Origin of the sequence: Sodalinema gerasimenkoae IPPAS B-353, assembly GCF_009846485.1 — a bacterium.
Taxonomy (GTDB): Bacteria; Cyanobacteriota; Cyanobacteriia; order Cyanobacteriales; family Geitlerinemataceae; genus Sodalinema; species Sodalinema gerasimenkoae.
Window position 1 is genome coordinate 497,508 of record NZ_ML776472.1, and the last position, 25,915, is coordinate 523,422.

Consider the following 25,915-nt stretch of genomic DNA (forward strand, 5'->3'; position numbering starts at 1 on the left):
TGACAGTCAGGGCTGTAGCGAGGTTATCAAGTAGGATATAACATTATGCTGCCCCATACTGTTCGCGAATATGCAAGAAAATAACATTGGCATAATGCTCGATTTCGTCTTCAGCGTAATCATCTTCAGGTAAACCCGTCTCTTCGTTGTAAAGGCGATCGTAAATGAGTCTGCGGACTTCGTCCTGAGTCTGGTCTTTCTGCGACCAACCTTCAATTTCAGATAATCGCTGCTGTACTAAATCTAAAAGTTCTCGGGCAACGGCTTTGACGCGGGCGATCGCCTGCTGATTTAAATCCTGCTTTTGATCACAAAGTAGGTCAAAAATGGCAAGATATTCGTTGTCAAGTCCTTCGCGGATGGCTCGGCTATCTTCTTCTGAAATGTCTTGAACTAGGGCAATCAGTGCCTCAAAAGTTTGCTCGATCGCCACTCGATCAGTTTCGCGGTTGTAGTCGAGGATAATTTGTTGGTAACGGTTATAAAGATCGAGGCGTTTTTGGCTGCGGTTGCCTTGCAACATTCGATCAAGCTGATGTTCGATCGCCGTTTTCAGGTCTTGAACTTTAAGATTTTTACGGGGCGATCGCTCGAATTCAGTTTTCAGTAAATCCCAGTTAATGCTGCTGATATCGTACAGTTGCCCGGAATCTGCCCCCGCTTCTCGTTCCCGTTCGACGCGAATCGAATCGCCAATGGACTGTTGCAACTCGAACAAAACGTGATTGAGATCGATGTTCGCTTCGCGGCGTTGGTGAAGCTGCTTGTAGAGGGCATCGATCGCCCGATATGGTTTATCGTAGGGACGGGCGATTTCAGCATAGCCCGAGAGAGATTCTTTAATCTGAAAAACCTGACGGGCGAGGACGTTAAATTCGGCGCGGCTTTCATCGCTGCTGCAAATGGCGTTGAGAACTGAGCCGTCGTGATTTTCGTCGAGTTGAGCCAGTTTATCGAATCCTGTGGCATCGATGAGTTGCTGTAAGTCGCAACCAAGACCGTTGACGTGCCTGATGCAGTTGTCGATCGCACGTTCGTAGGATTGCTTGAGTTCGGTTTCGATGTCGGGATAGAGGCTGCTATCCTCGGTGTCTGTCTCGCCGTCTGGAACTTCTGACACGGGGGCTTCACCCTGAGCGTACTTGGAAAGCGCCGCTCGTAGGCTTTTCAGCAAACCGTTGTAATCGACGAGGAGACCGTTACATTTGCCCTCGGCGACGCGGTTGGCACGGGCGATCGCCTGCATGAGATTATGTCCCTGCATGGGTTTGTCGATGTAGAGTGTTGAGAGGGTTTTTACATCAAAACCAGTCAGCCACATGGCACAGACGATCGCCAGACGAAAGGGGTGGTCGGGGTCGCGAAACTCGTTATCGATCGATCGCGTTTTGATGGCCTGACGGTGGGGTTCGATGTCGATGTCCCACTCCCGAAAGGTGGCGACTTCGTTTTGCGACTCGCTAATGACCACCAGATATTCGCTTTCCCTGAGCCAGTCGAGATATTTCTGTTGTTCCGTCGCCTCTTGCTCGTCTTGGACCTGTTTGAGCTGTTGTTGCTGTTGTGCGATCGCCTGTTTCCAGTATTTATCGATTAAACCGTGCATCCGAACGGCGGTCACTTTATCGAGGCAGACGAGCATGGCTTTTCCCGTTTGCCAGCGTTGGAGATAGTGGGCCACGAGGTCTTCGGCGATGCGATCGAGTCGGTCTGAGGCAGTGAGGATGATATAGTCGTTTCCCAGGCGGCGGCGGATGCTAGCTTCATCGTCAGCGTCGAGGCCGTACTGTTCCAGTTCTTCGGCGATTTTGCAGTTGAAGGCTTCGTCATTGGAGACCGATGTGATTTCGCCGTTGTACTCGAAGGTGAGTTTTTCGCCTCGGTTGTCGTAGTACAGGGGAACCGTTGCCCCATCTTCGATCGCCCGCTGGAAATTGTAGGTAGAAATATAGTCGCCGAAGGTTTGCCGGGTTTTCTGGTCTTCGGGGGAGTTCATCAGCGGCGTTCCCGTAAAGGCGATGAAGGCGGCGTTTGGCAGTCCAGCCCGCATATTGTCCGCCAGCAGACCGTATTGGGTGCGGTGGGCTTCGTCACAAATGACGATAATGTCGTTTCGCTCGCTATAGACGGTTCCCGGTTGGTTGAATTTGTGAATCAGGGTGAAAACGTAGTGGTGGTTTTCCCGCAGGAGTTGGGTGAGATGTGCGCCGCTGCTGGCTTGGGTTTTGTCGGTGTTAGCGCCTAGGTTGGCAAAGGTTCCGGCAATTTGATTGTCAAGATCTTCGCGATCGGTGACGATGACAAAGGTATAACTGCCCCGTAACAGGCGGTGGACTTTTTGACCCAAAAACGCCATCGAGTAGGACTTACCGCTGCCTTGGGTATGCCAGAATACGCCGAGTTTATCGGGGTTGGGACTTTCGAGGCGATCGCGCACCGCAGCAAAGGTACGGTTTACGCCGAGATATTGGTGGTTACGGGCCAGAATTTTGGCGGTGGGTTGGCTGGTTTGGTCGAAGAGGATGAAGTTCTGCACCAAATCGAGCAGGTTGGCGGGGGTGCAGAGGCCCAGAAGCATCGTTTCCCAACCCACGCGCCCCGGTTCCCCTTCTTCTAAGCGTTTCCACTCGTGGAAGAAGTTGTAGGGACTGGTGAAGCTGCCGACTTTGCCGCTGATGCCGTTGCTGAGAAGGACGATCGCGTTGTAGTGGAACAGTTCGGGGATGGTGTCGAGATAGTCGCGGAGGTTGTTGTTGTAGGCGAGGCGGATGTCTTTGTTGGAGCGTTTGAGTTCGATAAAGACCAGGGGGATTCCGTTCACGTAACCGAGGATGTCGGGACGGCGGCGGTAGGTTTGCCCCTGTATCCAAAGTTCGCGGATGGCGAGGAATTCGTTGTTGTTGGGGTTGTCGTAGTCGATGAGGCGTAGGCGCTGTGTTGTGGGGCGATCGCTCTCGTCGGTATATTTAACGGAAATGCCATCGCGGATGAGTTCGTATTTGTCCTGGTTGTGTTGGCGGGCGGTTTTGGTGACGCTGGCTTGTTGGAGTTGGGCGATCGCGTCTTCATAGGCGCTTTCGGGATGTCCGGAGTTGAGACGGGTTAGGGCCTTGCGGAGACTGCGTTTGAGGAGAATGTCTCGGTCGTTGGTGCGTCCGAGGAGGCTATCGGCTCCGAAGTTTTCGTGGTTGTAGGCGAAAATGGGCGTCCAGCCGAGGGTGTGCAGTTTTTTGGCGGTGGTTTTTTGGACGAGGATGTCTTCGGAATATTCGGCACTCATGGTTCGACGGTTGGGTTAAACGTAAGGCTGAAGACTGCGGACAAGTTGGGGTAAGGCGACGGTGGCGGTATCCCAAACTAGCTGAATATCGACGTGATCGTATTGGTGAATCATGATGTTTCTCATGCCGATGATTTGCTTCCAGGGAACCGTTGCGATCGCGTTGCGGGCCTTGGGTGACAGTCGGGTGGCGGCTTCGCCGATGATTTCAATGCGCCGCACGATCGCATCTTGAAGCATTCGATCTCGCTCGAAATCTGTCTGGGTTTTGCCGCTGAGGTAGTCGGCCACGAGGTTGGCAGAGGTGATAAGGTCGCGTAATGACTGGCGATCGCGATCGGTCATGGTTTGCGATAGAGCAGTTGAGTTGATTGGAGGATGGCGGCGCGGCGAAGGGGGTTGTCGCTTTGTTCGATCGCCCGTTTGCTGGCGAGATCGACTCGGCGATCGAACAGTTGCGCGAAATCTTCGTGCATTTGGGCAAAGTCTAGGAGCGTCCAACGGCTGCGATCGTCCCAGGTGATGAGAAGATCGATGTCGCTGTCGGGGCGGAAGTCGTCGCGGAGGATGGAACCGAAGAGTTCGAGTTGGATAATCTGCCAGCGATCGCACAGTTCCACGAGTTTTTGGCGATCGACGGTGAGGTTGGGACGTAGGGCGATCGTGGTTTGGGAAAGGTCGAGGTTGGAATTTGTGGGGGTCATACTTCGATCGCGCCGCTCATCAGGCGGGGTAATAGGGCATCGCGGGCTTCTTTTAGTTTTTGGTTTTGTCGTTGTAGGTTTAAAATTAAGTCAAACCTTGGATTTGCAAGTCCTGCAAATTTTTCTAAAACGTCTTCACAAGGCATCAATAAAGGTATGTTAGAAAATTTCTTTTTATTGACATTTATCATTGTGGCTCCATTACTGCCGATTGATCTTAGGTGATCTTTCAAGTGAATAAGACTATAGTAGCAGTAGAGCTTATAAAAAAGTTTATTGGGGATAAGACTGTTTATTTGTTGATTGGTATGAGATTTTTTAGATGAAATAGCAACAACTCCAGATTTCGCTCCAATACATGCTACTAAGATAGAGTCGGCCGGTATTTCTTGTTTTCTTTGTGTGCTGGCTCCCTCATAACTTAAACTATCTTCTGTTTCTATAATGAATATATTTCCATGCATGTCAGGGGTTTTTATGAATGGAATTTCTCCACCAAAGTATTGTTCTTTTTTCTTCGATGGTGTTTTGCCTGTAATTACTTGGCCAAAATCTTTAATAGTTGCATTCCTCCATTTTTCCGGGATACCATCAACGATCGCCACCGACTCGTGACCCGGAAAGCGCAGCCGCACGAACCACTCACGATAGAGCCGATGCACGGCTTCTTCGAGTAGGGCGATCCGGCGATCGTTGTTTTCGATGAGATCATCGTAGTTCGATAAAATTTCCGCGATTCGCTTTTGGGTTGACAGTGGAGGAAGCTCAGGTACTTCTAAGCCTCGAATGTCCTTCATGTTTAAGTGTCTAACTGTTGAGCCATTGGAACGACACAACAAACGGTGCTGCATCTCATCGCTTAACAAAAAATAAGTTAGGTATAAGCTATGAACTTTTTCTTTTGAAGGTCTAATCAAAACCGTTCTTTGTCCTAGACAAACCTTTAAGTTATCTGGGACTATCGCAACATTGCCTACTGGGGCTTCTCTAGCTAGTATTAAATCTCCGGCTTCAGGAATAGCTCTCTTTGTCCATTCAATATACGTTTGCTTGGAAACTCTATTTACGCCATTGAGAATCAATCTGCCCTTTCCGATATTTGGAGTCCGAATTGAGGGATACCCTTCGTCCTGTACTGGTGCAGTTTTATGCTCACAATCAACAATGAACTCACAGAGATCGTCTAAGACTTTTAAATCACTCATCCCACTAACTCCTCAAAATTCAACTGAATATCCGCCGCCAACTTCACCGCCGCCGCGTTCAACTCTTTCAACTCTTGATGGATAGACTCCATCCGCTCCTCAAAGGCCTCCTCGTCCTCCTCATCCTCCACAGGTGCAACCCCCACATAACGCCCCGGCGTGAGACTGAAATCCTGCTCGGCGATTTCCCCTCGCGTCACCACCCGACACAGCCCCGGAACATCCGCATACACCCCATCAGGAAACTTCGACAGCAACCACAGCGCCGCCTGATACCAGTAGCGCAGCCGCGACATGACCCCGCGAACCTCGTCGTGTAGCACATCGAACTGCTTGCGGCGAGCGTTCGCCTCTCGCGAATCCCAATCTTTGAGCTTATTCGCCTTCAACTGCTTCGTTGCCACATCGAAACTGCGCCCCAGCAAACGATGCACCTCATCAAACGCCTTCCGCAGCCCCTTTAACGACTTCAAAATCGGCTCCACCGAGGCGATCGCTGTCTGTTGTTCCGCATTCGTCGCCGCCGCCAGAGTTCCCAAGTTGGCAATGGCCCCTTTAACCTCCGTTCGCACCGACGCGCAGCGTTTCCACGCCGCCGCCAACCTCTCCAACTCCGATGTCAACGCCAGCACCGGATCGTCTTTCTCCGATTCCACGTCAAACAAACTGGTTTGTACCTCGCCTCCCACCAATTCCAGCAGCGTTTCCAACCGCGCCGAGAGATCCGCTAACGACTCCTCCCAAGACTGCCAAGGTTCCGTTTCCTGGGAAATTTCCGCCAGGGCAGCATCCAACCGTTCTAAGTAAGACTCCACCAGCGCCAAATACCGGTCTGTTTCGCCGCGATACAACCAGGCGATAGCGGTCAGTCCTGCCAGTTGTTCCTCGCTGAAATCGCGCAACTTGCGGCTGATGACCCGATAAATGTTGCGAGCGTCCAGCATCAACACCGTATCGCGCCGTGTCTCCGGTTTCCCCTTATCGAAAAACCAGAGCGTACAAGGGAGCGATCGCGTATAAAAAAAGTTGGTCCCAATGGCCACCATGACATCCACCGCCCCCGTCTCCACCATCTCCTGGCGGATTTCCTTCTCGCCGTGTCCCGCATCGGACGCCGAACTCGCCATAACGAACCCGGCGCGTCCCGTCTCGTTCAAATAGCTGTAGTAATACTGAATCCAGAGATAGTTAGCATTGCTCACCGCCCCCGTTTTCGCCGCGATCCCCGGTATCTTCTTCTGAGTAAACAAACGCTCGTCGTTCTCGATGCGATTAGGATCGACCGCATCCACATTAAACGGTGGGTTCGACATCACGTAATCACAAACGCCGATTAAATCAGGTCGGGGATTGTAAAACGTATTATCGGTTTGAACGGTTCCCTCTAATCCATGAACCGCCAAGTTCATCTTTGCCAGTTTCGTGTTTCCCTCGTTCTTCTCCTGCCCCAAAAACGTCAACTTCTCGCTGGCTTTAGCGCCCAGTTGCTCGACGAAATACCCTGTCTGCACAAACATTCCGCCACTTCCGCAAGCCGGATCGAACACCCGACCGCGTTCTGGCTCAATGATATTAACAATCGTTCGCACCAAGGACGGCGGCGTAAAGAACTCGCCCCCCTCCTGAGCGCCCGTCATCGCGAACTTACTAAGGAAATATTCGTAAATCCGCCCGAATACATCCCCTTCCGTTGTTTTCAAGGCTTCGTTGTCGAACACCCGCACCAACTTCTGCAACAACGACGGCTCGAAGTCTGTATAATCCTTCGGCAAGACTCCCACCAGCGATGGCGATATCTCTTCGATCGCCTCCATCGCCCCTCTCACCGCCTGACCGAGATCTTCGGTTTCCGGTAAATTCAACAAATAGTCGTAGCGGGCGTTTTCCGGCAAATACAACGCCCCGCGCCCACCAAAATCACTAGGACGAATCGGGCGTTTGGTTCCATCAGTTGCCCCCCGTTTCTTGGGCAATGTCGGCTCAATTTCCGCCTTCACCTTCTCAAAGCGAGTTGTGGCGTGTCGCAAAAAAATCAGCCCCAGTACAGGCATACTGTACTGAGCGGCGTTGAGCTTCGAGTTCGCCCGCAGGTTATCCGCAGCTTCCCACAACGAGTCTTCTAACTTAGAAATATCGGGCATTTAGAACTAGCAAATGAAATCAAATGAGCAACCCTTAAACTCTTAAAATTCTGGTAGAGAGTTTACTTTCTGTTGAGTCTAACTGTATCGCGGCTAACTATCGCTCAATCCGTGAAAGGCTTTGCTAAGGGAATCTCAGCAAAGATATTGAGCATTATAGGTCTAGGGCTTCAGCCAGGATATCAGACATCGAGCTTCCGTTTCCTACGTGTAATTTCTACGTGTAAGATTCGAGGCAATCAGACACCTCATCGGGTAATCTCAGATAAAACAGCCGCTCAGCCATGACAGATAATAACAGGGTATGCACCAAATCACAGCGTCATTGTACTAGAAAATTTAGGTCGTGAACAAGCGATCGCTACAACTTATTTACAGGCGAACAGTTTTCGCCCCCACTGAGGAAATCCGCCGGAGTCTTGCGATTGAGCTAATCGGCGGCGAGGTTAGCTGACTTGATGATGTCTTGTCATGACGGGCGATCGCGGTCAGTCATGGTTCACGATAAAAGGGTTGAGCCGTTCCCAGAATAGCGGCGCGACGCAGATGGTTGTGACTCTGTTCGATCGCCCGGCGAGTCACCAGATCAACGGGGCGATTCTCAAACAAGAGACTCAGTTGTCGTTCAATATTGTCCAGGTCAAAAAAGGTGATGCGAGCCGTATCAGCAAAAGTGACCAGTATATCGATATCGCTATCGGGGCGAAAGTCGTCGCGCAAGACAGAACCGAAGAGTTCGAGTTGGGTAATCTGCCAGCGATCGCACAGTTCCCTGAGTTGTTGGCGATCGACCGTGAGATTCGGACGCAGGGCGATCGCAGTCTGGGAGAGGTTGGAGTTAGTTGAGGTCATTGCAGTTCCTGCAAAATTTGGCTGATCAGCGGTTCGAGTTTTGGTAGGTCGTCTTGGACGGTATCCCAGAGGACGCGGGTGTTAACGCCGAAGTAGTGATGAACGATTTTATCTCGCATTCCAGCTATGCTGCGCCAGGGAACGCTCGGGTAGCGATTGCGGAGATCGTCAGAAACATTTTTAGCAGCTTCGCCAACAATTTCGATTGCGCGAGTCACCGCGTAAATGGTGCGGGTGTCGGTTTCAAAACCTTCAAAAGTTTGTCCTGTAACGAATTGGCGGGCAATAGCGATGTTGTCGAGAATATCTTGTAGGGATTCGGCAATCTCGCGGCTCATAAATAGTTCACTTCCGCGAGAATACGATCGCCCACATGAGGTTTGAGACCATCTCTCATCACCAAATCGACCTTAACACCAAGGCGATCGCTCAGTTCGTTTTCCAATTGGCAAAAGGTCAGAAGTCCAAAGCGGCGATCAGGGTGAAATTCCACCAAGATATCTAGGTCACTATTCGGGGTTTGTTCACCGCGTTGGTAAGATCCAAAAATTCCCAGGCGAGTTACACCGTAGGTTTGCTGGAGATAGGGCAACAGTTCGGTCAACTGTTGCCCCAAGGTTTGGAGGTCAGTTTGTGTTAGTGTCATCGTTCGCTCTCATAAATCGGTAACTCAGAAATTGTCATCCCCTCAACTCCTTATTCAAACTTCCCCAAACTCTCTAGAGTAGGGGCGAACAGCAATTCGACTATCGCTCATTGAACGCCGTTCGCCCCTACAGAGATTGGCCATCTAGAATGACCGGGCCATTAAGACTTCGCCGATTTCGCCTCCAACGCCTCCAAACGACTGAGAAGATCCCGATTGAGTTTCTTCATCTTCTCCAACTCCCGACGCAGGCCCGTCACCGCCTTGTCCGTTCCCAGCGTCTTCTCCACCGCCTCGATCGCCTCCTCGGCCACCCGAACAATGCGGCCATCGGTGGCTTGTTCGGCGATCCCTTGTAGAATGGCGATCGCCCCCGAGGTTTCCATCGACTTCAACGCCACCACAACCGAACGTTGAGTTAAAAAGAAATCCTCCCGGGCCAACTGTTCCAAGCGCGTCAACGCACGCTCAACATCCGCCGGAGACTGTCCTGTTGACACCGTCCCCAGGGCGCGAATCGCCCCCAAGCGCAAGGACTGGGGAACTCGCACGTCGGTATAGTCGAGAATCAAATCCAACGCCGTCACCTCCGTCTTAAACTGACTCAGGCCCGCGATCGCCCCCAAACGAACCACCTCATTCCAACCGGCTTTAGTGTCCAAGACCGTTTTCAGACGCGCAATGGCTTTCTTCGGTTTGGGTTTCCCGTCAGGGAGTTTCGCCGCAATCACCCCGAGGGCTTTGGCGGCGGCGGCTTCCACGAGATAACTAGCATCCCCCTGTTTCAAGATAGACTTGACGGCCTTGTAACTGGCCCGGGTTTTCACCTTCGCCAAGCCATTCACCACCGCTCGACGAACTCGCGAATTTTCATCCTGTAATCCCGCCAGTAAGCCGTCAAAGGCTTGGTCAAGGTTTATTTTAGACAACTGCCCCGCTATCTCAACCCGTACCCCCCAAAATGGCTCGCATTTGAGGGCTTTCGTTAGGGCTTCCACTGCCTGCAAACTGCCCTCTTTGGCCAGGGCTTCGGCGGCATAAATGCGGGAGATGGGATCATCGTCTTGGGTTAACTGGGCGATGAGATTGGGTAGAGGATACTTCAGTTTCAGGGTTTTGAGAACCGTATTGCCCACATCAAAGGTCACATAACTGGGTTTTTGCGGGAGGCCAAAATAAAAGGTCTGTTCCGGTTCGCACAGATGCAGGTTAAAGCGTTGGGCGGTGTCGTCTTCGTAGCCAAAGGCGATGGGAACATTCAGGTCAAACAAATTGCGGTCATACAGCGTATTCCCCTCCTTGGCTTGGGTTTGCTTCACCGTCACCTTGGCAATGTTGCCCTCTTTGTCCCAACTGTAGCTGACCTCAAAATCAGGATGACCCCCTCGGAAAACATATTGGTCAAATAACCCCTGTAGATTGCGTCCCGTAGCCTCAGAAATGGCCCGCAACAAGTCCACCGTTCCCACCGTTGCATGAGCGTTCTGATTGACAAAATGGGCGATCGCCTTAAAGAATAACGCCTCACCCAACTCACAACGCAACATATGATAGACACAAGCCCCCTTCTCATAGAGGTGGCGATCGTACAACTCAATCGGTTCTCGATAGACATTGGTGACAATGGGGCGACGATAGCGGCGTTTGTCTTCATCGAGATAACTACGGGCCTCTTGCAACAGATAATAGGCCCCAGCATCATGGCCATATTCATATTCCGTCCACAACACCTCCGCATAGGAGGCCATCCCTTCCTTAATCCAAGCCTGGGACCAATGTTCAATCACCAACAAATCGCCAAACCATTGGTGAGCTAACTCATGGGCCACCAGGCTTTCACTGCGTTCATTGTCGATCGCCGCCCGTTCATCCAGGAGACAGCGATCAGTTAACAAGGTGGTCGAGGTATTTTCCATGCCCCCAAAAATGAAGTCCGCGACACAGACTTGGGCATATTTCGGATAGGGATAGTCATACCCAAAGGCATTACTAAAAAATTCCACCATGCGGGGGGTTTTACCCATGGTGCGTTTGCCATCGTCAACGCGATCGCGTTCCACATAATAGGTAATAGGCTTGCCATGCCACTCGTCGCGAATCTCGGCAAAACGACCCACCGCCAGGGTCATCAGATAGGTGGGATGGACTTGGGCCTGTTTCCAATGATAGATAGCTTCCTCCCCCTCCTCCTGGCGACTGAGAAGTTCTCCATTAGAAATGGCCAGGAAATCTTGGGGAACCCGCACACGAATCTCGGAAGTAGCCAACTGTCCGGGATAGTCGAAACAGGGAAACCAAAAGCGGGAATCTTCATCTTCCCCCTGAGTCCAAACTTGGGTGGGTTTATCCGGTTCCGCCTCCGTGGGGGCAACGAAATACAAGCCCCGGCGGGGTTGTTTAACGCTATAGTCAATCTTGAGAACTAGGGGAGTCTCAGGGCTGGTGGGGTCACTCAACTCAATGGTGAGGGTTTCGCCGTCTGCATGGAAGGCTTGAGGCTGGTTGTTCACCTCAACCCCTTTGATGTTCAGTTGCATCGCATCGAGTTGTAGCTGAGTGATTCCCGCCCGTACGGGGGTTAACTGGATCTGGCAGGTTCCAGAAAATCGCTGTTTGGGGATGTTTAAAACTAAATCTAGGAAAATATGGTCGACCTGTCCCGGACGATCAGGAATGTAATGAGGACGTGCGCCGGGAAGTTCGAAGGCGTTGCTGTTAGAGTCAAAATAGAGATTGGACATCATGCAAATTAGAAAGAGAAGTCAGGCGCAGAAAGTGAACAGGTTATCGTAGACCGAGGCGATCGCCCAACCCACTTGTGAGTCGTTCCCAGACACCGTCGTGGGTCCGTCGGCCCTGGGGGTGGCGATCGCTCCCTGTCCTTAGTGTACTGATTCGCGTCCTCCCTAACGCCGTCAACGGGGTCAGGGATGCAACCCATCGGCGATTTGCAACGCCCATCCTGAGGTCTCCTATGAAACACGCCCAAGAGTCTAAAACCAGTCCTCGCCTACGGGGCCCTATCACCATCGCCGCCACGGTTCTCCTCGCCACTGGGGCGATCGCCTATGGCTGGTTACGCCTACGGCCCACTCCCCTCCAAACTCCCCTAGACGGGGCCCAAACCGTTCCCCATGACGCGGTGATGGCCGCCTATATTGACATGGACCCCGCCGCCTGGGAGTCCTTACGGCGTTTTGGGACTCCAGAGGCTCAAACCTGGATGGACGGCCAAATCACCCAGTTACAACAAGACCTCCTAGACGCAACTCAGTTAGACTTTAATCGGGACCTGAGACCCTGGATTGGCAATGTGATGTTAGCCCTCGTCCCCCAGTCTGAGTCTGAGCCTGGGTCAGAGTCCTTGCTGGCGATCGTGGGGATTCGGGATAAACTACAGGCGATGGCCTTTGCCAATCGAGTCAGACGCACTCAAGGCCAAGAGATTCAGGAACAAACCTATCGCAACACCACCATCTCAACGGTCACCCTGACTCGCGGTAATCCTCAACCTCAATCCTATAGTTTGGCCGTTTTAGGGGACTATCTGGCTATCGCCGAGTCTCCCGAGACCATCAAAGCGGCCATTGATACCGACAAAGATGGGTCATCCTTGGCCCAGCAGGATCACCTTCAAGATCTGTTGCGATCACAGCCAGTGAACCAACCCCTGATTCAGACCTATATCAGCAATCTGGGGAATCTCCAACAACTCGATGGGGAACCCTCCCCCAGGGATATCTCCCGAGACCCCTCACCAACGGCCCTCGTCACGGGAATTGGAGTGACCGACATCGGACTACAGGCCCGTACCCTAATTGCTGGGGAGGAGTCTCCAACCCTTTCCCCAGCTATGCAACCCCTGTCCCAATCCCGTCTCGATCGCTTCCCAGAAACCACCCTGGCCGTTGTCGAAGGGAGTCACCTCGATCGCACCTGGACCCAATGGACTCGTTGGATTGAACAAACCTCCAGTGGACGACAGCTATTAGGGGAGTTACGGAGTGGGGCCACCCAGTTAGGCTTCGATCTCGATCGCGATATTTTCGCCCCCCTCGATGGAACCGTTGCGGCGGGGGTGATTCCTAACCCCGGCGGCGGTCAGGGACTGTCAGCGGCCATCGGTGTGGGGGGAATGGCCTTTGTCGAAAGCAGCGATCGCACTACCCTGGACAACACCCTAACCAAACTCGGCGGACTCGTTCAACGGGGCTTAAACTTACCCATACGGGTTGAGTCTAGTTCCATTCAGGGCCGTTCCCTCACGGAATGGAAGTTATCCTTTTTCGGCGTTCAGGGGGAAACCCTCCTCGGCTACAGTTGGCTAGAACCGGATCTGTTGGCCTTGGGGGTCACTCGTCCCATGATTGACCTATTTCTCAGTCCTCCCCAGAGGAGTTTAGCGGAAAACTCCACCTTCGCCGACCTGCGAAACCAGTTCCCAGAAAGCAACGCCGGCCTCATCTTTGCCAATGTGGAGGGGATGCGTAACGCGGTGGACCTAGTGATGCTGCAAACCCAAGAACTGTTAACCCCCGAGACCATCATCCTTTTGGAGACCATACAGGCCATCGGCATCGCCGCCTCCCCGGCTGAGAATGGACTCTCTGTTGTGGATATTCAGATCCCCCTCGTCCTCGCGGAATAGAGGGTTCCAGGGCACCTTAAAGCGAATTGTCCCTTAAGTTTAATATTTCTTAGACAATCTTAAACTTAAGACTCAATCCTAGGTAAACTACCACTTGATTGCCCAGACTTGAGAGGTTTTGGGTCTGGGCAGAACATCTTAAGTTTGCTAATTTCGGGTGGTTTTCCAGCAATTTCTGCCCTTTTCATCTCCTCTATGACCGTGAGTGAGACATCCCTCGGGACTGGCCAATTTTTAGCCTGCGTCGATCAACGACACCCACCCGCTCACCAATCTGACCGGCCCCTGACCGCCCTTTCCCTTGCCGGTTGTCAACGGCGCAACTACACTAAAATGAGGGCTAAGTTAACCATTCCTATTCTGAAACATCGCTCATCAAGCCGTTAAAAAATTGAGACCCTAGGCCCACCCCTTAGTTTCTTATCACCCTTCTCAAGCCCAACCCTCCCTAGTTTTCATGAGAGGGCAGTGGGGCCTTTGCCTTGGCGCAAAGAGAGAATAGACATACCAGGTAAGACGTATATCGCTAGTTTGATATCACGGGTCTCTTATCCAGTCCTAATCCTCCAGAGCCGTATTGTCCCATGGATAGTCTTTTGCAACTGCAAGACTTCGGATATCGCGTTAACAAAACCTTACACCGCAGTCCTAACTCAATTGTCTATAGCGCTCAACAAATCGGAGCCGACCCCGATGCGCCTCAGGTGGCCATCAAACTCTCGAACTGTGCCTATCCCAGCGTGGCTCAATTAGCCAAACTACGGAATCAATATGCCCTGGCCGGGGCCTTACAGGGCGAGGGCATTGTCCGTCCCCTGGCCCTAAAAACCTTTGACCGGGGGCATTTTCTGGTCCTCGAAAACATTGATGGCATGTCCCTCGCCGACGACTACCAGGGCCAACCCTTGCCCTTAGGACAATTTTTTGCCCTCAGTCATCAAATTGTCCGGGTTCTGGAAACCATTCACCAGCAATCGGTCATTCATAAAGACATCAAACCCTCCAACCTGATTCTGGAAAAAGAAACCGGGAAAATTTACATCGCCGATTTTAGTATTGCCTCCCGCCTCCCCCGGGAACGGCAACAGTTACAGTCATTAGGTCACCTCGAAGGAACCCTCGCCTACCTCTCCCCAGAACAAACCGGGCGTATGAATCGCAGCCTTGACTATCGCAGCGATTTCTATTCCTTAGGCGTGACCTTCTTTGAGCTGTTAACCGGAAAACTGCCCTTCCCACAAACCGATGCCGCCGAACTGGTGTACGCTCACCTGGCGCGAACCCCACCGCCGCTGCGATCGCTCAGAGCCGATGTTCCAGAGGCCTTAGAGGCGATTGTCAACAAGCTCATGGCCAAAAACCCCGAAGATCGCTATCAAAGTGCCGGCGGCTTGCAGCGAGACTTACACCATTGTGAGGAACGCTGGCACGAGCATCCCCGAGAGCCGATTCAATTTACCATTGGCAGCTCCGATTGGAGCGATCGCTTCGTCATTCCCGAAGTCCTCTATGGCCGAGAAGCGGAAGTGCAAACCCTCCTCAATGCCTTTGACTATGCCAGTCAGGGCAACTCCTGCCTAATTCTCGTCGCCGGGTATTCCGGGATTGGCAAAACCTCTCTCGTCAACGAAGTCCATCGTCCCATCGCCCAGAACAACGGCTATTTCATTCAAGGCAAATTTGACTTACTCCAAGGCAACAGTCCCCTCAGTGGCTTTGTGCAAGCCTTTCGGGAACTGGTCGAACAAGTGGCCGCCGCCGGCCCCCAGGAATTGGCCGCCTGGCGATCGCGCCTTCGAAATCGCTTGGACGATCGCGGCGGGATTCTCCTAGAGACCGTTCCTGAACTGGTCGATCTCATCGGCGAGATGCCCCCGGAACCGGACTTGTCCCCCATGCAGCGAGACAATCGCTTCAACCTAGCCTTTGGGGACTTTGTGCGCGGGGCCGTCGCCGGCGATCGCCCCCTAGTCCTCTTTCTCGATGACCTGCAATGGGCTGACTCCGCCTCCCTAAACCTCCTAGAACGACTCCTCGCCGAATCCCAAAACTATCCCCTACTCACCATTGGCACCTATCGAGATAACGAAGTCGGCCCCGGTCATCCCCTCCTTCTCTCCCTGGCTAACATTGCCAAAACTAGCCGTATTGAAACCCTCACCCTAGGGCCCCTCGATCGCGATGATGTCAGTCGTTTAACCGCCCTCACCCTCCATCGCGATCGCCCCGACAGCCAACCCCTGGCCGACCTCCTCTACGACAACAGCCAGGGCAACCCCTTCTTCGTCAACCAACTCCTCAAAACCCTATACGAGCGAGGGGCGATCGCCTTTAACCCCGACACCGGAACCTGGGCCTATCACCTGGGTTTAGCCCGCACCCTGGCCCTGACCGACAATGTAGTAGAACTCCTGAGTCAGAAACTGCAACAACTGCCCCTTCCCTGCCAAACCCTGCTGCAAATTGCCGCCTGTATCGGCAATCACTTCGACCTCAGTACTCTCGCCACCGTCGCCCAACAATCCCCCTGTCAAGTCGCCAGCCAACTCTGGCACGCCTTAGAAGCCGAACTCATTATTCCCGCCAACGAAGCCTCCAAATTCTATCAAGGGGCCAGCAGTTGCGACGAGGCGATTGCCCAGCAAGCCTCCTATCTCTTCCGGCACGATCGCATCCAACAAGCGGCCCATGCCTCCATCCCCCCAGAACAACGGCCGCCTCTGCACCATCAAATCGCACGGCTGTTAGTCCAGGCCAGCCCCAACCCCGATAGCGGCGATCGCCTCTTCGATATCGTCCATCACTACAATACCGCCTGGGACAGTCTCCAAGACAACAACGAACGCCTCCAGGTCATCCAGCTCAACCTCAGTGCTGCACGCCGGGCCCAAGCCGCCACCGCTCATGCCGCCGCCTTTAGCTACAGTCAAACGGCCCTCAAACTCCTAGACCCCAGCCAACCCTGGACTCCACCGCACTCTCCCCCAGCCACCACCCTCTACCCTCTCACCCTGAGCCTGTATCAACTCGCCGCTGAAAGTGCCTTTGCCATTGGCGAGTTTACCGCCGCCGAACAACTCATCAAGCCGGCCATTGACCAAGCCCAGGACATCCTCGATACCATTCCCCTCTATGAAGTCTGGATTCAAGTCCATGTCGCGCGCAACAACCTCAACGTTGCCATTCACACCGGGATTCACATCTTAGGGAAATTAGGACTGTCCATTCCCGAACACCCCGATGAGCAGGCCACCGAGGAGATTCTAGAGGAGATTCTCAGGGAAATGACGGGGAACGATGTCACCACCTTAATCAACCTGCCCCTTGTAGACGATCCCTATGAACTGGCCAGTCGTCGCATCGCCTTACGGATTGCCGCTTCAGCCTACATTGCCCGCCCCAATCTCTATATCCTCCTCAACCTGAAACTGCTACAACAGATCCTCACCTCGGGCATCTGTAGTGCCAGTTCCTACGTCTTTGCCGCCTTTGGTCTATTCTGCTGTGGTCTTTGGGGGGACTATGCTCGGGGCTATGATACCAAAGATGCCGCCCTGGGTATCATTGAGCGCTTTGGAGCCAAGGAGTTTGTCGCCAAAGTCGATCTGATGGTAGAAGCCTTTATCCGCCATTGGCAGGCTCCCCTCGTCGAGACCCTCCCCGGACTCTTGCGAGGCTGTCAGTCCGGGCTAGACAGCGGTGATTTTGAGTTCGCCAGTTACTGTATTAACCATTACTGCATTCATAGTCTGTTTAGTGTCCGGTCCCTCGATGAGGTGGCCGAGGACTTCCAACAGTACCGTCAGGTGATGGTGAGACTCAAGCAGAAAACCAGTCTCAACTATCATGCCATGGGCTATCAGGTCGTGCAGAACCTCCTCGGTGAGTCCAAGTCTCCCCTGGAACTCGTCGGGCCCCTCTATGATGAGCGGCAAGCACTCCCCCAGTATCAAGAAGCGGGTGAAAGAGTGCTGATTTTCTATCTGTTTGCGCAAAAACTCTATTTAGCCTGTCTCTTTGATGACATGGACGCCGCTCTGAACTATTGCCAACAGGCTCGTCCCTATCTCAACAGCGCGATCGCCACCTATCAATTCTCCCTCTGGTTCGTCTATGGAAGTCTGGCCTACTTTGATGCCAGTCGTCGTCAGGGCCAAGACCCGGACAACTGCCCCTATTGGTCTGAGGCCATGACCCTGAAAGCCCAAGTTGAGCGCTTTGTCCAGGCCAGCCCCGCCAACCATGGGCCCCATTTGAGCCTCCTAGAGGCAGAACAGGCCCGCTGCCAGGGACGGGAGTTAGACGCTATGGCCGCCTATGATCGAGCCATTGAGCAGGCCCAACAGGCGGGTGTACTCTATCTCGAAGCCCTCGCCAATGAACGAGCCGCCGGCTTCTATCGTCAACGGCAGCGTCATAAAATTGCCCGAATCTACATCACCGATGCCTATTATGGCTATGTCCGTTGGGGAGCCACAGCAAAGGTTCGTCAATTAGAACGGTTGTACCGACAGGAGTTGCCCAGCCTGGGTCAGGTATCACCAGTTCCGGGTCATCTCACCACGACCACCCATGACACCTCCGGTCAAACCTATGGTCATCATGCCACCCTCAGCCCTTCCCATTCCATTGATTTCTCAGCTCTGATTGAAGCCTCTCAAGCCATTTCCAGTGCCATTGACTTGGACGACCTTCTCAGCAAGCTTATGGCGGCGGTGGTGGAGCATTCCGGGGCGGAAACGGCGACACTCCTCTGGCGGGATGGGGGAGATTGGGTCTCGGCGGCTCGCTATACCCTGGAGGGTCAATGTGAAACCGGCACTCATCCCTTGACCGAGGAGAATACCATTCCTCGACTGTGGCTGGGGAGGATTCTGCGCTCAGCAGAGCCGATTGTGGTGGCCGATGCCCGCTGTGAGTCGGTGTTTGCCGGAGATGTGCGGTTTGCTGACCCCTCATCTCCTCAGGGACGACCTCCCCAGTCCGTGTTACTGCTCCCTCTGTGCGATCGCACTCAGACGGTGGGGGCGTTGTATTTGGAAAACTCCCTAGTGGCCGGGGCGTTTACGGGCGATCGCGTGCAAGTTCTGCAAACCTTAGGCACTCAAGCCACCATTTCCCTGGAAAATGCCCGCTTATATCGCCAGTCTCAGGACTACGCCCAACAACTCGAAGGCTCGTTACAGGATCTCAAAAGTCTTCAGTTACAACTGATTCAACATGAGAAAATGTCAGCCCTGGGCAATCTTGTCGCCGGGGTGGCTCATGAAATCAACAACCCCATTGGCTGCATTTCGGCCAATCTACAACCGGCACGAGACTATCTTGAGGATGTCATGGGGTTACTGCAACTCTATCAGGACTGCTACCCCAATCCTGACCCCCGCATTGAAGAAGAAATCGAGGCCATTGAACTCGACTATATCCAGGAGGACTTCCCCAGTCTCCTCACCTCCATGGAAACAGGAGTTAAGCGCATTGTGGCCATCAGCCGCAGTTTACGCACCTTCTCGCGCCATGATGGCACAAGCCCCAGTCTCTTTGACCTGCGCGAAAGCCTCAATAGTACGCTCTTGATTCTCAAACACCGCCTCAAAGCCAACGAGTGGCGGCCGGCGATTCTGGTGGAGAAGGACTATGCCCCAGACTTACCCCTGATTGAATGTTTCCCGAGTCAGTTAAATCAGGTGTTTATGAATCTGATTGCCAATGCCATTGATGCCCTCGATGAGATGAACCGCGATCGCAGTTATGCTGACATTCAAAAACAGCCCAATCGCATTCAGGTCAGTGCCCGGCCCGTTGGCAAAGAGCAAGTCCAGGTCTGCATTGAGGATAACGGCTGTGGGATGTCTGAGGCGGTGCAGGAGCAAGCCTTTGAACATCTGTTCACTACCAAACCTGTCGGGGAGGGAACGGGGTTAGGCTTGTCGATTGTGCAGCAAATTCTCACGACGCATCAGGCCTCGATTAAGGTGCGATCGCACTTGGGGCAAGGCACGGCGTTTGAACTCAATTTTCCCTGCCAGCAAGACGCTAAACTAGAGACATGAGTCTAACTAGACCCACGTGTTCTGGGAATTTAACGCCATGCGGTTGTATCTCAATGGTCTGTCACTTGTGATTGCCCTGGCCCTGGCGGGGCTGTGGGTATTGCTGTGGATTAAACCCACGGCCATGGGATAGTCCAAGGGGAAACCGAGCAAAGGGCGCTACAATCAAAGGGCAAGATGGGTTGAGTCCAAAACCCAGTGCAACCACAGTGATATCGACAAGGTATCCCGGCCTGGCTGGGGTGCTTGGTGAGGGAGGAATGCTATTTTGGATGAGTTGAGAACCGCCTTAGAACTAGCCACTGAGGATGAACTTCAGGGATTAACTGACTTGTTGTTCCGCCCGCGCTTCAATCCCCTCGATTATATGAAGCCCGTAGACCCCTTGGAGTTACAAAGTCGCGATCGCCACAGTTGGATTGATGCCCTCGAAGACCGCTTCCGCTTCCTAGCCGCCGATGGAATGACGGTGTTACGGGGGCAAAGTCACGAAATTTCCTATCGCAGCGTCTTAATTCAAGTCTGCCACTATCTGCGGATTCCCTATTCTAAATCCCTGTCAACCACGGATTTGGAGGCGGAGATTTTTCTGCATTTGATGGGCCGGGCCTGGGATAAGCTTCCGGCCGCTGACCAAGAGGCCCTAATACTTCGGGTTCAGAAGTCCTTAGCCAAAAGTGATCTCCCCCAACCCCTGCCCCTCCATGTACAACGAGATCCCATGGGCTGGCTGCTGAAGGGGGGAAGTGCGATCGCTGTCAATTCGGTGTTGCGGCCCCTATTGCTCAATCAATTGGCGCGACAGTTTGCCCTGGAGTTCGCCCGCCATCAACTGGCCAAGGAAACCCTCAAAGGCAGTGCAGCGGCTGCGGCGAAGATGAAAGGCTATGTTGGAGTACACATGGCCCGACGCGGCATGGCCAGCGCCACGGCGCGCTACACCGCCACTCGTTCGGTGTTTGCCTTTGTGGGGCCGGCCTTATGGGCCTGGTTCTTTGCCGATATCTGTTGGCGAGCGGTAGCCACCAATTATGCCCGCATTATCCCGACGGTCTTTGCCCTGGCCCAAATCCGCCTGACTCGCTTAGAAACCTGTGAAATGGCCTACGGCTAGGACATTGATATAGCCAGGTCTGACGCTGGCTCTCCGGCGTGATAGGAACTCCGGACAAGGGGGCCTGAGCGCACATGAGCAAAGCCCATCTCTCGGGCAATGTCCCCCAGACGCTCGAAGTCCTCGGGATGCCAATAGCGACGTACCGGGAGATGGTCTAGGGAGGGACGCATATATTGTCCCAGAGTTAGGCGATCGCAGCCCACGGCCCGTAAATCTGCCATAGCCTCGATGAGTTCTTCCTCCTGCTCCCCATGACCGACCATTAAACCGGATTTCGTGGGCAGGTTAGGGTCAATCTGTTTAACTTGGCGCAACACCTCTAGGGAGCGATCGTATTTCGCGCCGCGACGGACGGGCCCCTGTAAGCGGCGCACCGTTTCCAAATTATGGTTAAAACAAGCCGGTTGGGCCGCCACCACCTGCTCAATCCGCTGCCGTTGTAAGTGTTCGGGTGAGATTCCCGCCTCCCGTCCACCCCAGAAGTCAGGGGTAAGGACTTCGATGTGCGTCTGACGGCTGCACTCTCGAATGGCGGCCATGGTTTTCACGAACCAACCCGCCCCCCCATCGGCTAAATCATCCCGGGCCACCGCCGTCAGGACCACATAGCGCAATTGCAGCACCTCAACGGCGTTGGCCACCTTCTGGGGTTCCTGAGGATCTAAGGGCATCGGCGCATGGCCCTTATCCACCTGACAAAAGCCACAGGAGCGAGTGCAGGTGGGGCCCATCAGTAAGAACGTAGCCGTTCCTTGGGCGTAGCATTCACCGCGATTGGGACAGCGGCCCTCCTCGCAGATGGTATGAATTTGTCGCTGTTTAATGACCCGCTGCACCCGAGACATCTGGCTAGCTTGGCCCAGAGGACGACGTAGCCAGGGGGGAAGTGTTGCCAGTTCGGCGCGGAGTTGGGCGCGGGAATCGAAATCAGCCATCGTCGTCCGTCATAATCCGTATCGAGTAGAGCCGCGAGGAGGAGTGGGCGATCGCCCTCCTGGGCCGTCGTTCTCATGAGTCTTTCTCATTGTGGCATCCACTCCGAGTTTGCGCCACCTGATAGACTGTATCCGGTGGGGTACACTAGAAAGCAAAACATCTATCCCTCAGCCTATCCCTTCGCGCACCGCTTAAGGAGTCAGTCGTGGCAAGTCACAAAATTTTAGTCATTGATGACAGTCGTGTCATCCAAAAAACTGTTAAAAGTATGTTGCCTCCCGGGAACTTCGATGTGGTCGAAGCCAAGGATGGCGAAGAAGGTTTGAATAAGATTCACTCCGATAAACCCAGCCTGATTATGTTGGACTTCCTGCTGCCGAAACGAAGTGGCTGGGAAGTCTTTCAGGAAATCCAGGCGGACGCCAATCTCCGCAAAATCCCACTGCTGGTGATGTCGGGCCGCAAGGAGGAAGTCACGGAAAAAATTTCTGAGCCGTTTGAGTTCTTCGAGTTCATTGAGAAGCCCTTTGAGAAAAAACAACTTCTCGGGGCCATTAAGGCGGCCATGGCCAAGTCCAAAAAACCTCGGGGAGCCGCCGCTGCACCGGCCACCGCCCCAGCCGCTGCGGCCTCGGGGGGAGGCGACGAGATCGCTGCCTTACGAGCCAAGGTTGCCAGTTTGGAAAAAGAAGTGGCAGGCTTGAAGAAACAGGTGTCGCAGATTCTTGCCTTTATCAAGCAAAAATTGAAATAGGCATCGGCCACAACTGCCCCTAGCTCAACTGCCCCTAGCTCAACGTCGCAGCTGCGAGCCTAGTCAGACAACCGCTCGTCTCAACGGTTGTCTGGGTTCGTGGCGCGACGACTCAATAGCTGACATGGGAGCCGAGACCCTCCCATGTTGATGGGGTCTTGGCTCAGGGGCTAGACCCCCAACATCGATTCAGCAAAATTAATCACGAACTGTCTCAGTCTGTGTTAGACTGTCCTGTGTCAAGATGGTTAACCCATCCGAAATCTAACGCCGGGATGTAGCGCAGCTTGGTAGCGCACTTCGTTCGGGACGAAGGGGCCGCTGGTTCGAATCCAGTCATCCCGATTGTTAGGGAAAAGTGGTGTTATGCTGCTTTTCCCTATCTGTTTACAAAAGTTTACCCGAAATGCTCCTGGGTCCAGATGGATTATTCCCTCGTTTGGGAACTCTAGCTGTAATAGGCAGTCAGGTTGGCTACTGTAAGGCGGGAATAGGGATAGGAGGTTACGTCCTCAGTCACTGACCCAGTCCCTCAACCTAGGGGAACCCTTTTGGGGCAAAATCCCTCGTTTATCTTGATGTGGGGTCGGTTGAACCGGTTTACTCGGCAGCTTTGCGGAGTAAATTGGGGTAAATCAGGGGTTACCTCAGTGGTGTCACTGATATTAGAAACGGGTCTAAACATTACCGGAATAATAGACGGTTTGTTCTAGTATCCTAGGACTCTGTAACGAGTTCAATGTCGGGGAAATACTGCGATCTAACAGGCTTTTGGGATAACAGCCTCTCCCAAAAGACTGAACCTTGACCCCAGTGGGGATCGCAGGAATCAGGGGAACTTTGCAGGAAAACCGGTCTGTGATGCGATCGCACCCCAAAGCGATCAAGATCACACCGAAAGGGTTATATCGATCGCAGAGTTCCCTGTCAATGTATTGCATAGTAAGGATGTCCGAGAAAAGGACTCATTTTAGGATCATGAAATTTAACAAGCTCGCAAAACTGATTCGTTTTTTACAAGACGATTTGTCTGTTCCCTCCAACTCCATCGATTTAGCGCTGCGCCACGGTGAGAACGCTCCCAATGCCTTCCCCATGGTTCTGTGGCAATACGGACTGATCAATCTCGAACAACTTGATCGCATTTTTGACTGGCTCGAAACGGCTTAGGCCACTCGGTGTTTCAATCAATCGGTTCTTTTACTTGTCGTCATCCCGGCTTATTCCCGGTCGTCAGTGTCCCGTTCGATTAAAAAACTGTTTTAAGCACGTAAAAAATGCCATACTTCATCGTCAGAAGCCGCCCCACTTGAGGCGGCTTTCTGGATCTGGGCCAAACTCCCTCAAGCGTCCCTAGAGTCCGAGAATCATCACCACCAAGAGTAGAAAAATCGCCCCGTGACTCAAGCCATGAGCTAATAAAATCGTGCGATCCTGGTCAACCCGGATCTGATAGCGAACCAGTCGTTGGGTTTTGGCGCGCTGAAACTGCTGATATAACCCCTCACTCTCAAACGGAAAGATGTTAAGGCGTTGAAAGTGATATAGCGCCTGGGTTTTCAGAAAAAAGCTACTAAAGAACAACAAAATCGTGGCCCCAGCCAACACCGACTCAATCCCATCTCGGCCGGGACTGGCGATAAAACGGCCCGTGAACACATACCCCATCACCTGAATCATCCAGGGATGAGAGCCAAACATCTCAACAATGACAAAGAAGCCCAGCCAACCCAACGCCACACAGAGTAAATCAAGGGCGAGGGCATATTGAACACTCATACGTCGGCTCACGGCCAAGCGGCGATGAAACACCGTTGACTCGATCGCCACGGCCACCAACAATAGTAAAATCTGAGAGGCGATCGCCCTCAATGGCAATACCATCATCTCACCCAGCCTCCCGAACCGCGTCGCACAGGCTCATGGTAACCTCTTAAGGCTGTGCCATTGCACAACAGCCTGAATTTTGACCCGCATCCTTCTCCAATTGACCCACTATGAAACTGGTTTGCACCCAAGGGGAACTCAACACCCATCTATCCCTCGCCATCCATGCTGTTCCCTCCCGTCCAACGCATCCGGTTTTAGCTAATATCCGCCTCACCGCCGATGCCCAACAGCAACAGATTCAACTGACTGGCTTCGACCTTAGCCTCGGGATTCGCACCAGTTTTCCCGCCCAAGTCGAGACCAGTGGGGACGTGGCCCTCCCCGCCAAACTTCTCAATGACATTGTCTCCCGACTCCCCGAGGGAGATCTCACCCTAGAACAACACGAAGACAGTTATCAAACCACCCTCACCTCCCTCTCAGGAACCTATAAAGTCCAGGGAATGAGTGTTGAGGAGTTCCCGGAACTCCCCGCCATTGAAGATGGCAAAGTGATTCAACTCGGCAGTGAGTCCCTCCTCGAAGGCTTGCGAGGTACCCTATTCGCCACCAGTTCCGATGAAACCAAACAAGTCCTAACGGGCGTTCACCTGGCAGTTCGAGCCGATGGCATTGAATTTGCCGCCACCGACGGTCATCGTCTAGCCGTCGTCGAAGCCCTCAATGATGGGGATAGCCCCGCCATGAATCTTGGGGATGATGAGGTGTTTGAGGTCACCGTTCCCGCCCAGGCCCTGCGGGAATTAGAGCGCACCATTGGCAAACGAGCCACCCCCACCCCCTTAACCCTCTCCATCGACGAAGGACAAGCGGTGTTTGAGGTGGCAGACCGTCGCCTCACCAGTCGTACCCTAGAGGGGGCATATCCCGCCTATCGGCAACTGATTCCCCGAGAATTTGACAATCAAGCCAATCTCGATCGCCGCGCCCTTCTCAGTGCCTTAGAACGCATTGCCGTCATTGCCGATCGCAAAAATAACATCGTCAAGTTCAGCTTTGACAGTGGTAGCCAACAGGTCACCCTGGGGGTAGATGCGGCCGATGTGGGCAGTGGGACGGAATGTTTACCGGCGCAAATTTCTGGAGAGAGTCTAGAGATTGCCTTCAATGTCAAGTACGTCATGGAATCCTTGCGCAATCTCCAATCCACAGAAATCCAACTTCAGTTAAACACCGCCACTTCCCCGGTGATTCTCACCCCCCTGGGGGGAACGAAGATGATTCACTTGGTGATGCCGGTTCAGATTCGCGATTAATCCCGAAAGCCCCCAACACCTCTAGGATGTTGGGGGCTTTGTAGTTCGGGGGGATTCAGCCGGACACTGTTTCTAGGAGTTGCCACTGCTGACTCTCAACGACGGCTGCTTTCACGGACTCGAACATGATCTGACAGTGGTTGTTCACTTGCAGGGGCAGTTCTTCGTTTTTTACCACGAAATTCAGCCGTACTTCTGATTTTTCATCGAGGGGGACATCGATGAGAACATCAACCGTGACCAGTTTTGAAAAAGAAACCCGCCCTGGGGTTTCCCGGGCCATAAAGTAATCTTCGGTCTGGTAGATTGGCTCGAAGTCGCACGCTTGGAGGAGTTCAGGCAGAATCTGCCTGACGTGCTCGACTGGAGCGGCTACAACGAAAATAGCAGTGTAGCGAGCCATAAGAAACTGAGAAGCACGACATTGAGTTTC

Annotated in this window: 19 protein-coding genes and 1 tRNA gene; 7 read left to right on the forward strand and 13 right to left on the reverse strand. The window is 53.2% G+C overall.

The genetic code is table 11. From position 1 onward, the window contains the following. Positions 1-43: 43 nt before the first annotated feature. From L855_RS02200 to L855_RS02240, 9 genes are all read right to left on the reverse strand, one after another. Complete coding sequence (locus L855_RS02200; RefSeq protein ID WP_159783667.1) at positions 44-3,280, reverse strand: type I restriction endonuclease subunit R; 3,237 nt, start codon at positions 3,278-3,280, stop codon at positions 44-46. Between the two features lie 15 nt (positions 3,281-3,295). Continuing rightward, positions 3,296-3,625: a HepT-like ribonuclease domain-containing protein gene (locus L855_RS02205; protein WP_159783669.1), complete on the reverse strand. Its 330-nt coding sequence runs from the start codon at positions 3,623-3,625 to the stop codon at positions 3,296-3,298. Continuing rightward, positions 3,622-3,984, reverse strand: coding sequence for a nucleotidyltransferase family protein (locus tag L855_RS02210; protein WP_159783671.1), 363 nt, complete (start codon positions 3,982-3,984; stop codon positions 3,622-3,624). The genes L855_RS02205 and L855_RS02210 overlap by 4 nt, the downstream gene beginning before the upstream one ends. Further along, on the reverse strand, positions 3,981-5,189 hold the full coding sequence (locus L855_RS02215; protein WP_159783673.1) for a restriction endonuclease subunit S: 1,209 nt from the start codon (positions 5,187-5,189) through the stop codon (positions 3,981-3,983). The genes L855_RS02210 and L855_RS02215 overlap by 4 nt, the downstream gene beginning before the upstream one ends. Continuing rightward, entirely contained in the window at positions 5,186-7,330 is a 2,145-nt protein-coding gene (locus tag L855_RS02220; RefSeq protein ID WP_159783675.1) for an HsdM family class I SAM-dependent methyltransferase, read from the reverse strand. The genes L855_RS02215 and L855_RS02220 overlap by 4 nt, the downstream gene beginning before the upstream one ends. A gap of 492 nt (positions 7,331-7,822) precedes the next feature. After that, complete coding sequence (locus L855_RS02225; protein ID WP_159783677.1) at positions 7,823-8,182, reverse strand: nucleotidyltransferase family protein; 360 nt, start codon at positions 8,180-8,182, stop codon at positions 7,823-7,825. Continuing rightward, positions 8,179-8,520 carry a HepT-like ribonuclease domain-containing protein gene (locus L855_RS02230; protein WP_159783679.1) on the reverse strand — a complete coding sequence of 114 codons (342 nt, stop codon included), beginning with the start codon at positions 8,518-8,520 and terminating at the stop codon, positions 8,179-8,181. Before L855_RS02230 ends, L855_RS02225 begins: the two co-directional genes overlap by 4 nt. Continuing rightward, complete coding sequence (locus tag L855_RS02235; protein ID WP_068788615.1) at positions 8,517-8,828, reverse strand: nucleotidyltransferase family protein; 312 nt, start codon at positions 8,826-8,828, stop codon at positions 8,517-8,519. The genes L855_RS02230 and L855_RS02235 overlap by 4 nt, the downstream gene beginning before the upstream one ends. Before the next feature lie 161 nt (positions 8,829-8,989). Further along, positions 8,990-11,569, reverse strand: coding sequence for a M1 family metallopeptidase (locus L855_RS02240; protein ID WP_159790909.1), 2,580 nt, complete (start codon positions 11,567-11,569; stop codon positions 8,990-8,992). 233 nt (positions 11,570-11,802) lie between these two features. Between L855_RS02240 and L855_RS02245 the strand changes: the two genes are divergently transcribed. The 3 genes from L855_RS02245 to L855_RS02255 all read left to right on the forward strand — a co-directional run bounded on the left by L855_RS02245 (position 11,803) and on the right by L855_RS02255 (position 20,643). Further along, positions 11,803-13,476, forward strand: coding sequence for a DUF3352 domain-containing protein (locus tag L855_RS02245; RefSeq protein WP_159783681.1), 1,674 nt, complete (start codon positions 11,803-11,805; stop codon positions 13,474-13,476). Positions 13,477-14,060: 584 nt separating this feature from the next. Continuing rightward, positions 14,061-19,529, forward strand: a complete 5,469-nt coding sequence (locus tag L855_RS02250; protein ID WP_159783683.1) for a trifunctional serine/threonine-protein kinase/ATP-binding protein/sensor histidine kinase — start codon at positions 14,061-14,063, stop codon at positions 19,527-19,529. 268 nt (positions 19,530-19,797) lie between these two features. After that, positions 19,798-20,643 carry a YaaW family protein gene (locus tag L855_RS02255; protein ID WP_159783686.1) on the forward strand — a complete coding sequence of 282 codons (846 nt, stop codon included), beginning with the start codon at positions 19,798-19,800 and terminating at the stop codon, positions 20,641-20,643. Here the strand turns inward: L855_RS02255 and lipA are convergent. After that, a complete protein-coding gene (gene lipA, locus L855_RS02260; protein WP_159783688.1) occupies positions 20,640-21,581 on the reverse strand; it encodes a lipoyl synthase in 942 nt (313 codons plus the stop codon). The two genes, L855_RS02255 and lipA, sit on opposite strands and share 4 nt — an antisense overlap. Positions 21,582-21,787: 206 nt before the next feature. Between lipA and L855_RS02265 the strand changes: the two genes are divergently transcribed. Together L855_RS02265 and L855_RS02270 are read left to right on the forward strand one after the other, a co-directional pair. Continuing rightward, complete coding sequence (locus tag L855_RS02265; RefSeq protein ID WP_159783690.1) at positions 21,788-22,336, forward strand: response regulator; 549 nt, start codon at positions 21,788-21,790, stop codon at positions 22,334-22,336. A gap of 271 nt (positions 22,337-22,607) precedes the next feature. Continuing rightward, positions 22,608-22,681: transfer RNA gene (locus L855_RS02270), tRNA-Pro, on the forward strand. Between the two features lie 332 nt (positions 22,682-23,013). On the opposite strand, the gene L855_RS02275 is transcribed toward L855_RS02270, so the two are convergent. Then, on the reverse strand, positions 23,014-23,277 hold the full coding sequence (locus L855_RS02275; protein WP_159783692.1) for a hypothetical protein: 264 nt from the start codon (positions 23,275-23,277) through the stop codon (positions 23,014-23,016). A gap of 37 nt (positions 23,278-23,314) precedes the next feature. On the opposite strand from L855_RS02275, the gene L855_RS02280 reads away from it, so the two are divergent. Continuing rightward, on the forward strand, positions 23,315-23,506 hold the full coding sequence (locus L855_RS02280) for a DUF2949 domain-containing protein (protein WP_159783694.1): 192 nt from the start codon (positions 23,315-23,317) through the stop codon (positions 23,504-23,506). Between the two features lie 183 nt (positions 23,507-23,689). Here the strand turns inward: L855_RS02280 and fraC are convergent, their stop codons facing one another. After that, on the reverse strand, positions 23,690-24,223 hold the full coding sequence (gene fraC, locus L855_RS02285; protein ID WP_159783696.1) for a filament integrity protein FraC: 534 nt from the start codon (positions 24,221-24,223) through the stop codon (positions 23,690-23,692). 110 nt (positions 24,224-24,333) lie between these two features. On the opposite strand from fraC, the gene dnaN reads away from it, so the two are divergent. Then, a complete protein-coding gene (gene dnaN / locus L855_RS02290; RefSeq protein ID WP_159783698.1) occupies positions 24,334-25,482 on the forward strand; it encodes a DNA polymerase III subunit beta in 1,149 nt (382 codons plus the stop codon). Positions 25,483-25,537: 55 nt separating this feature from the next. Here dnaN and L855_RS02295 read toward each other — a convergent pair whose 3' ends face one another. Next, a complete protein-coding gene (locus L855_RS02295) occupies positions 25,538-25,885 on the reverse strand; it encodes a hypothetical protein (protein ID WP_159783699.1) in 348 nt (115 codons plus the stop codon). Positions 25,886-25,915 lie beyond the last annotated feature (30 nt).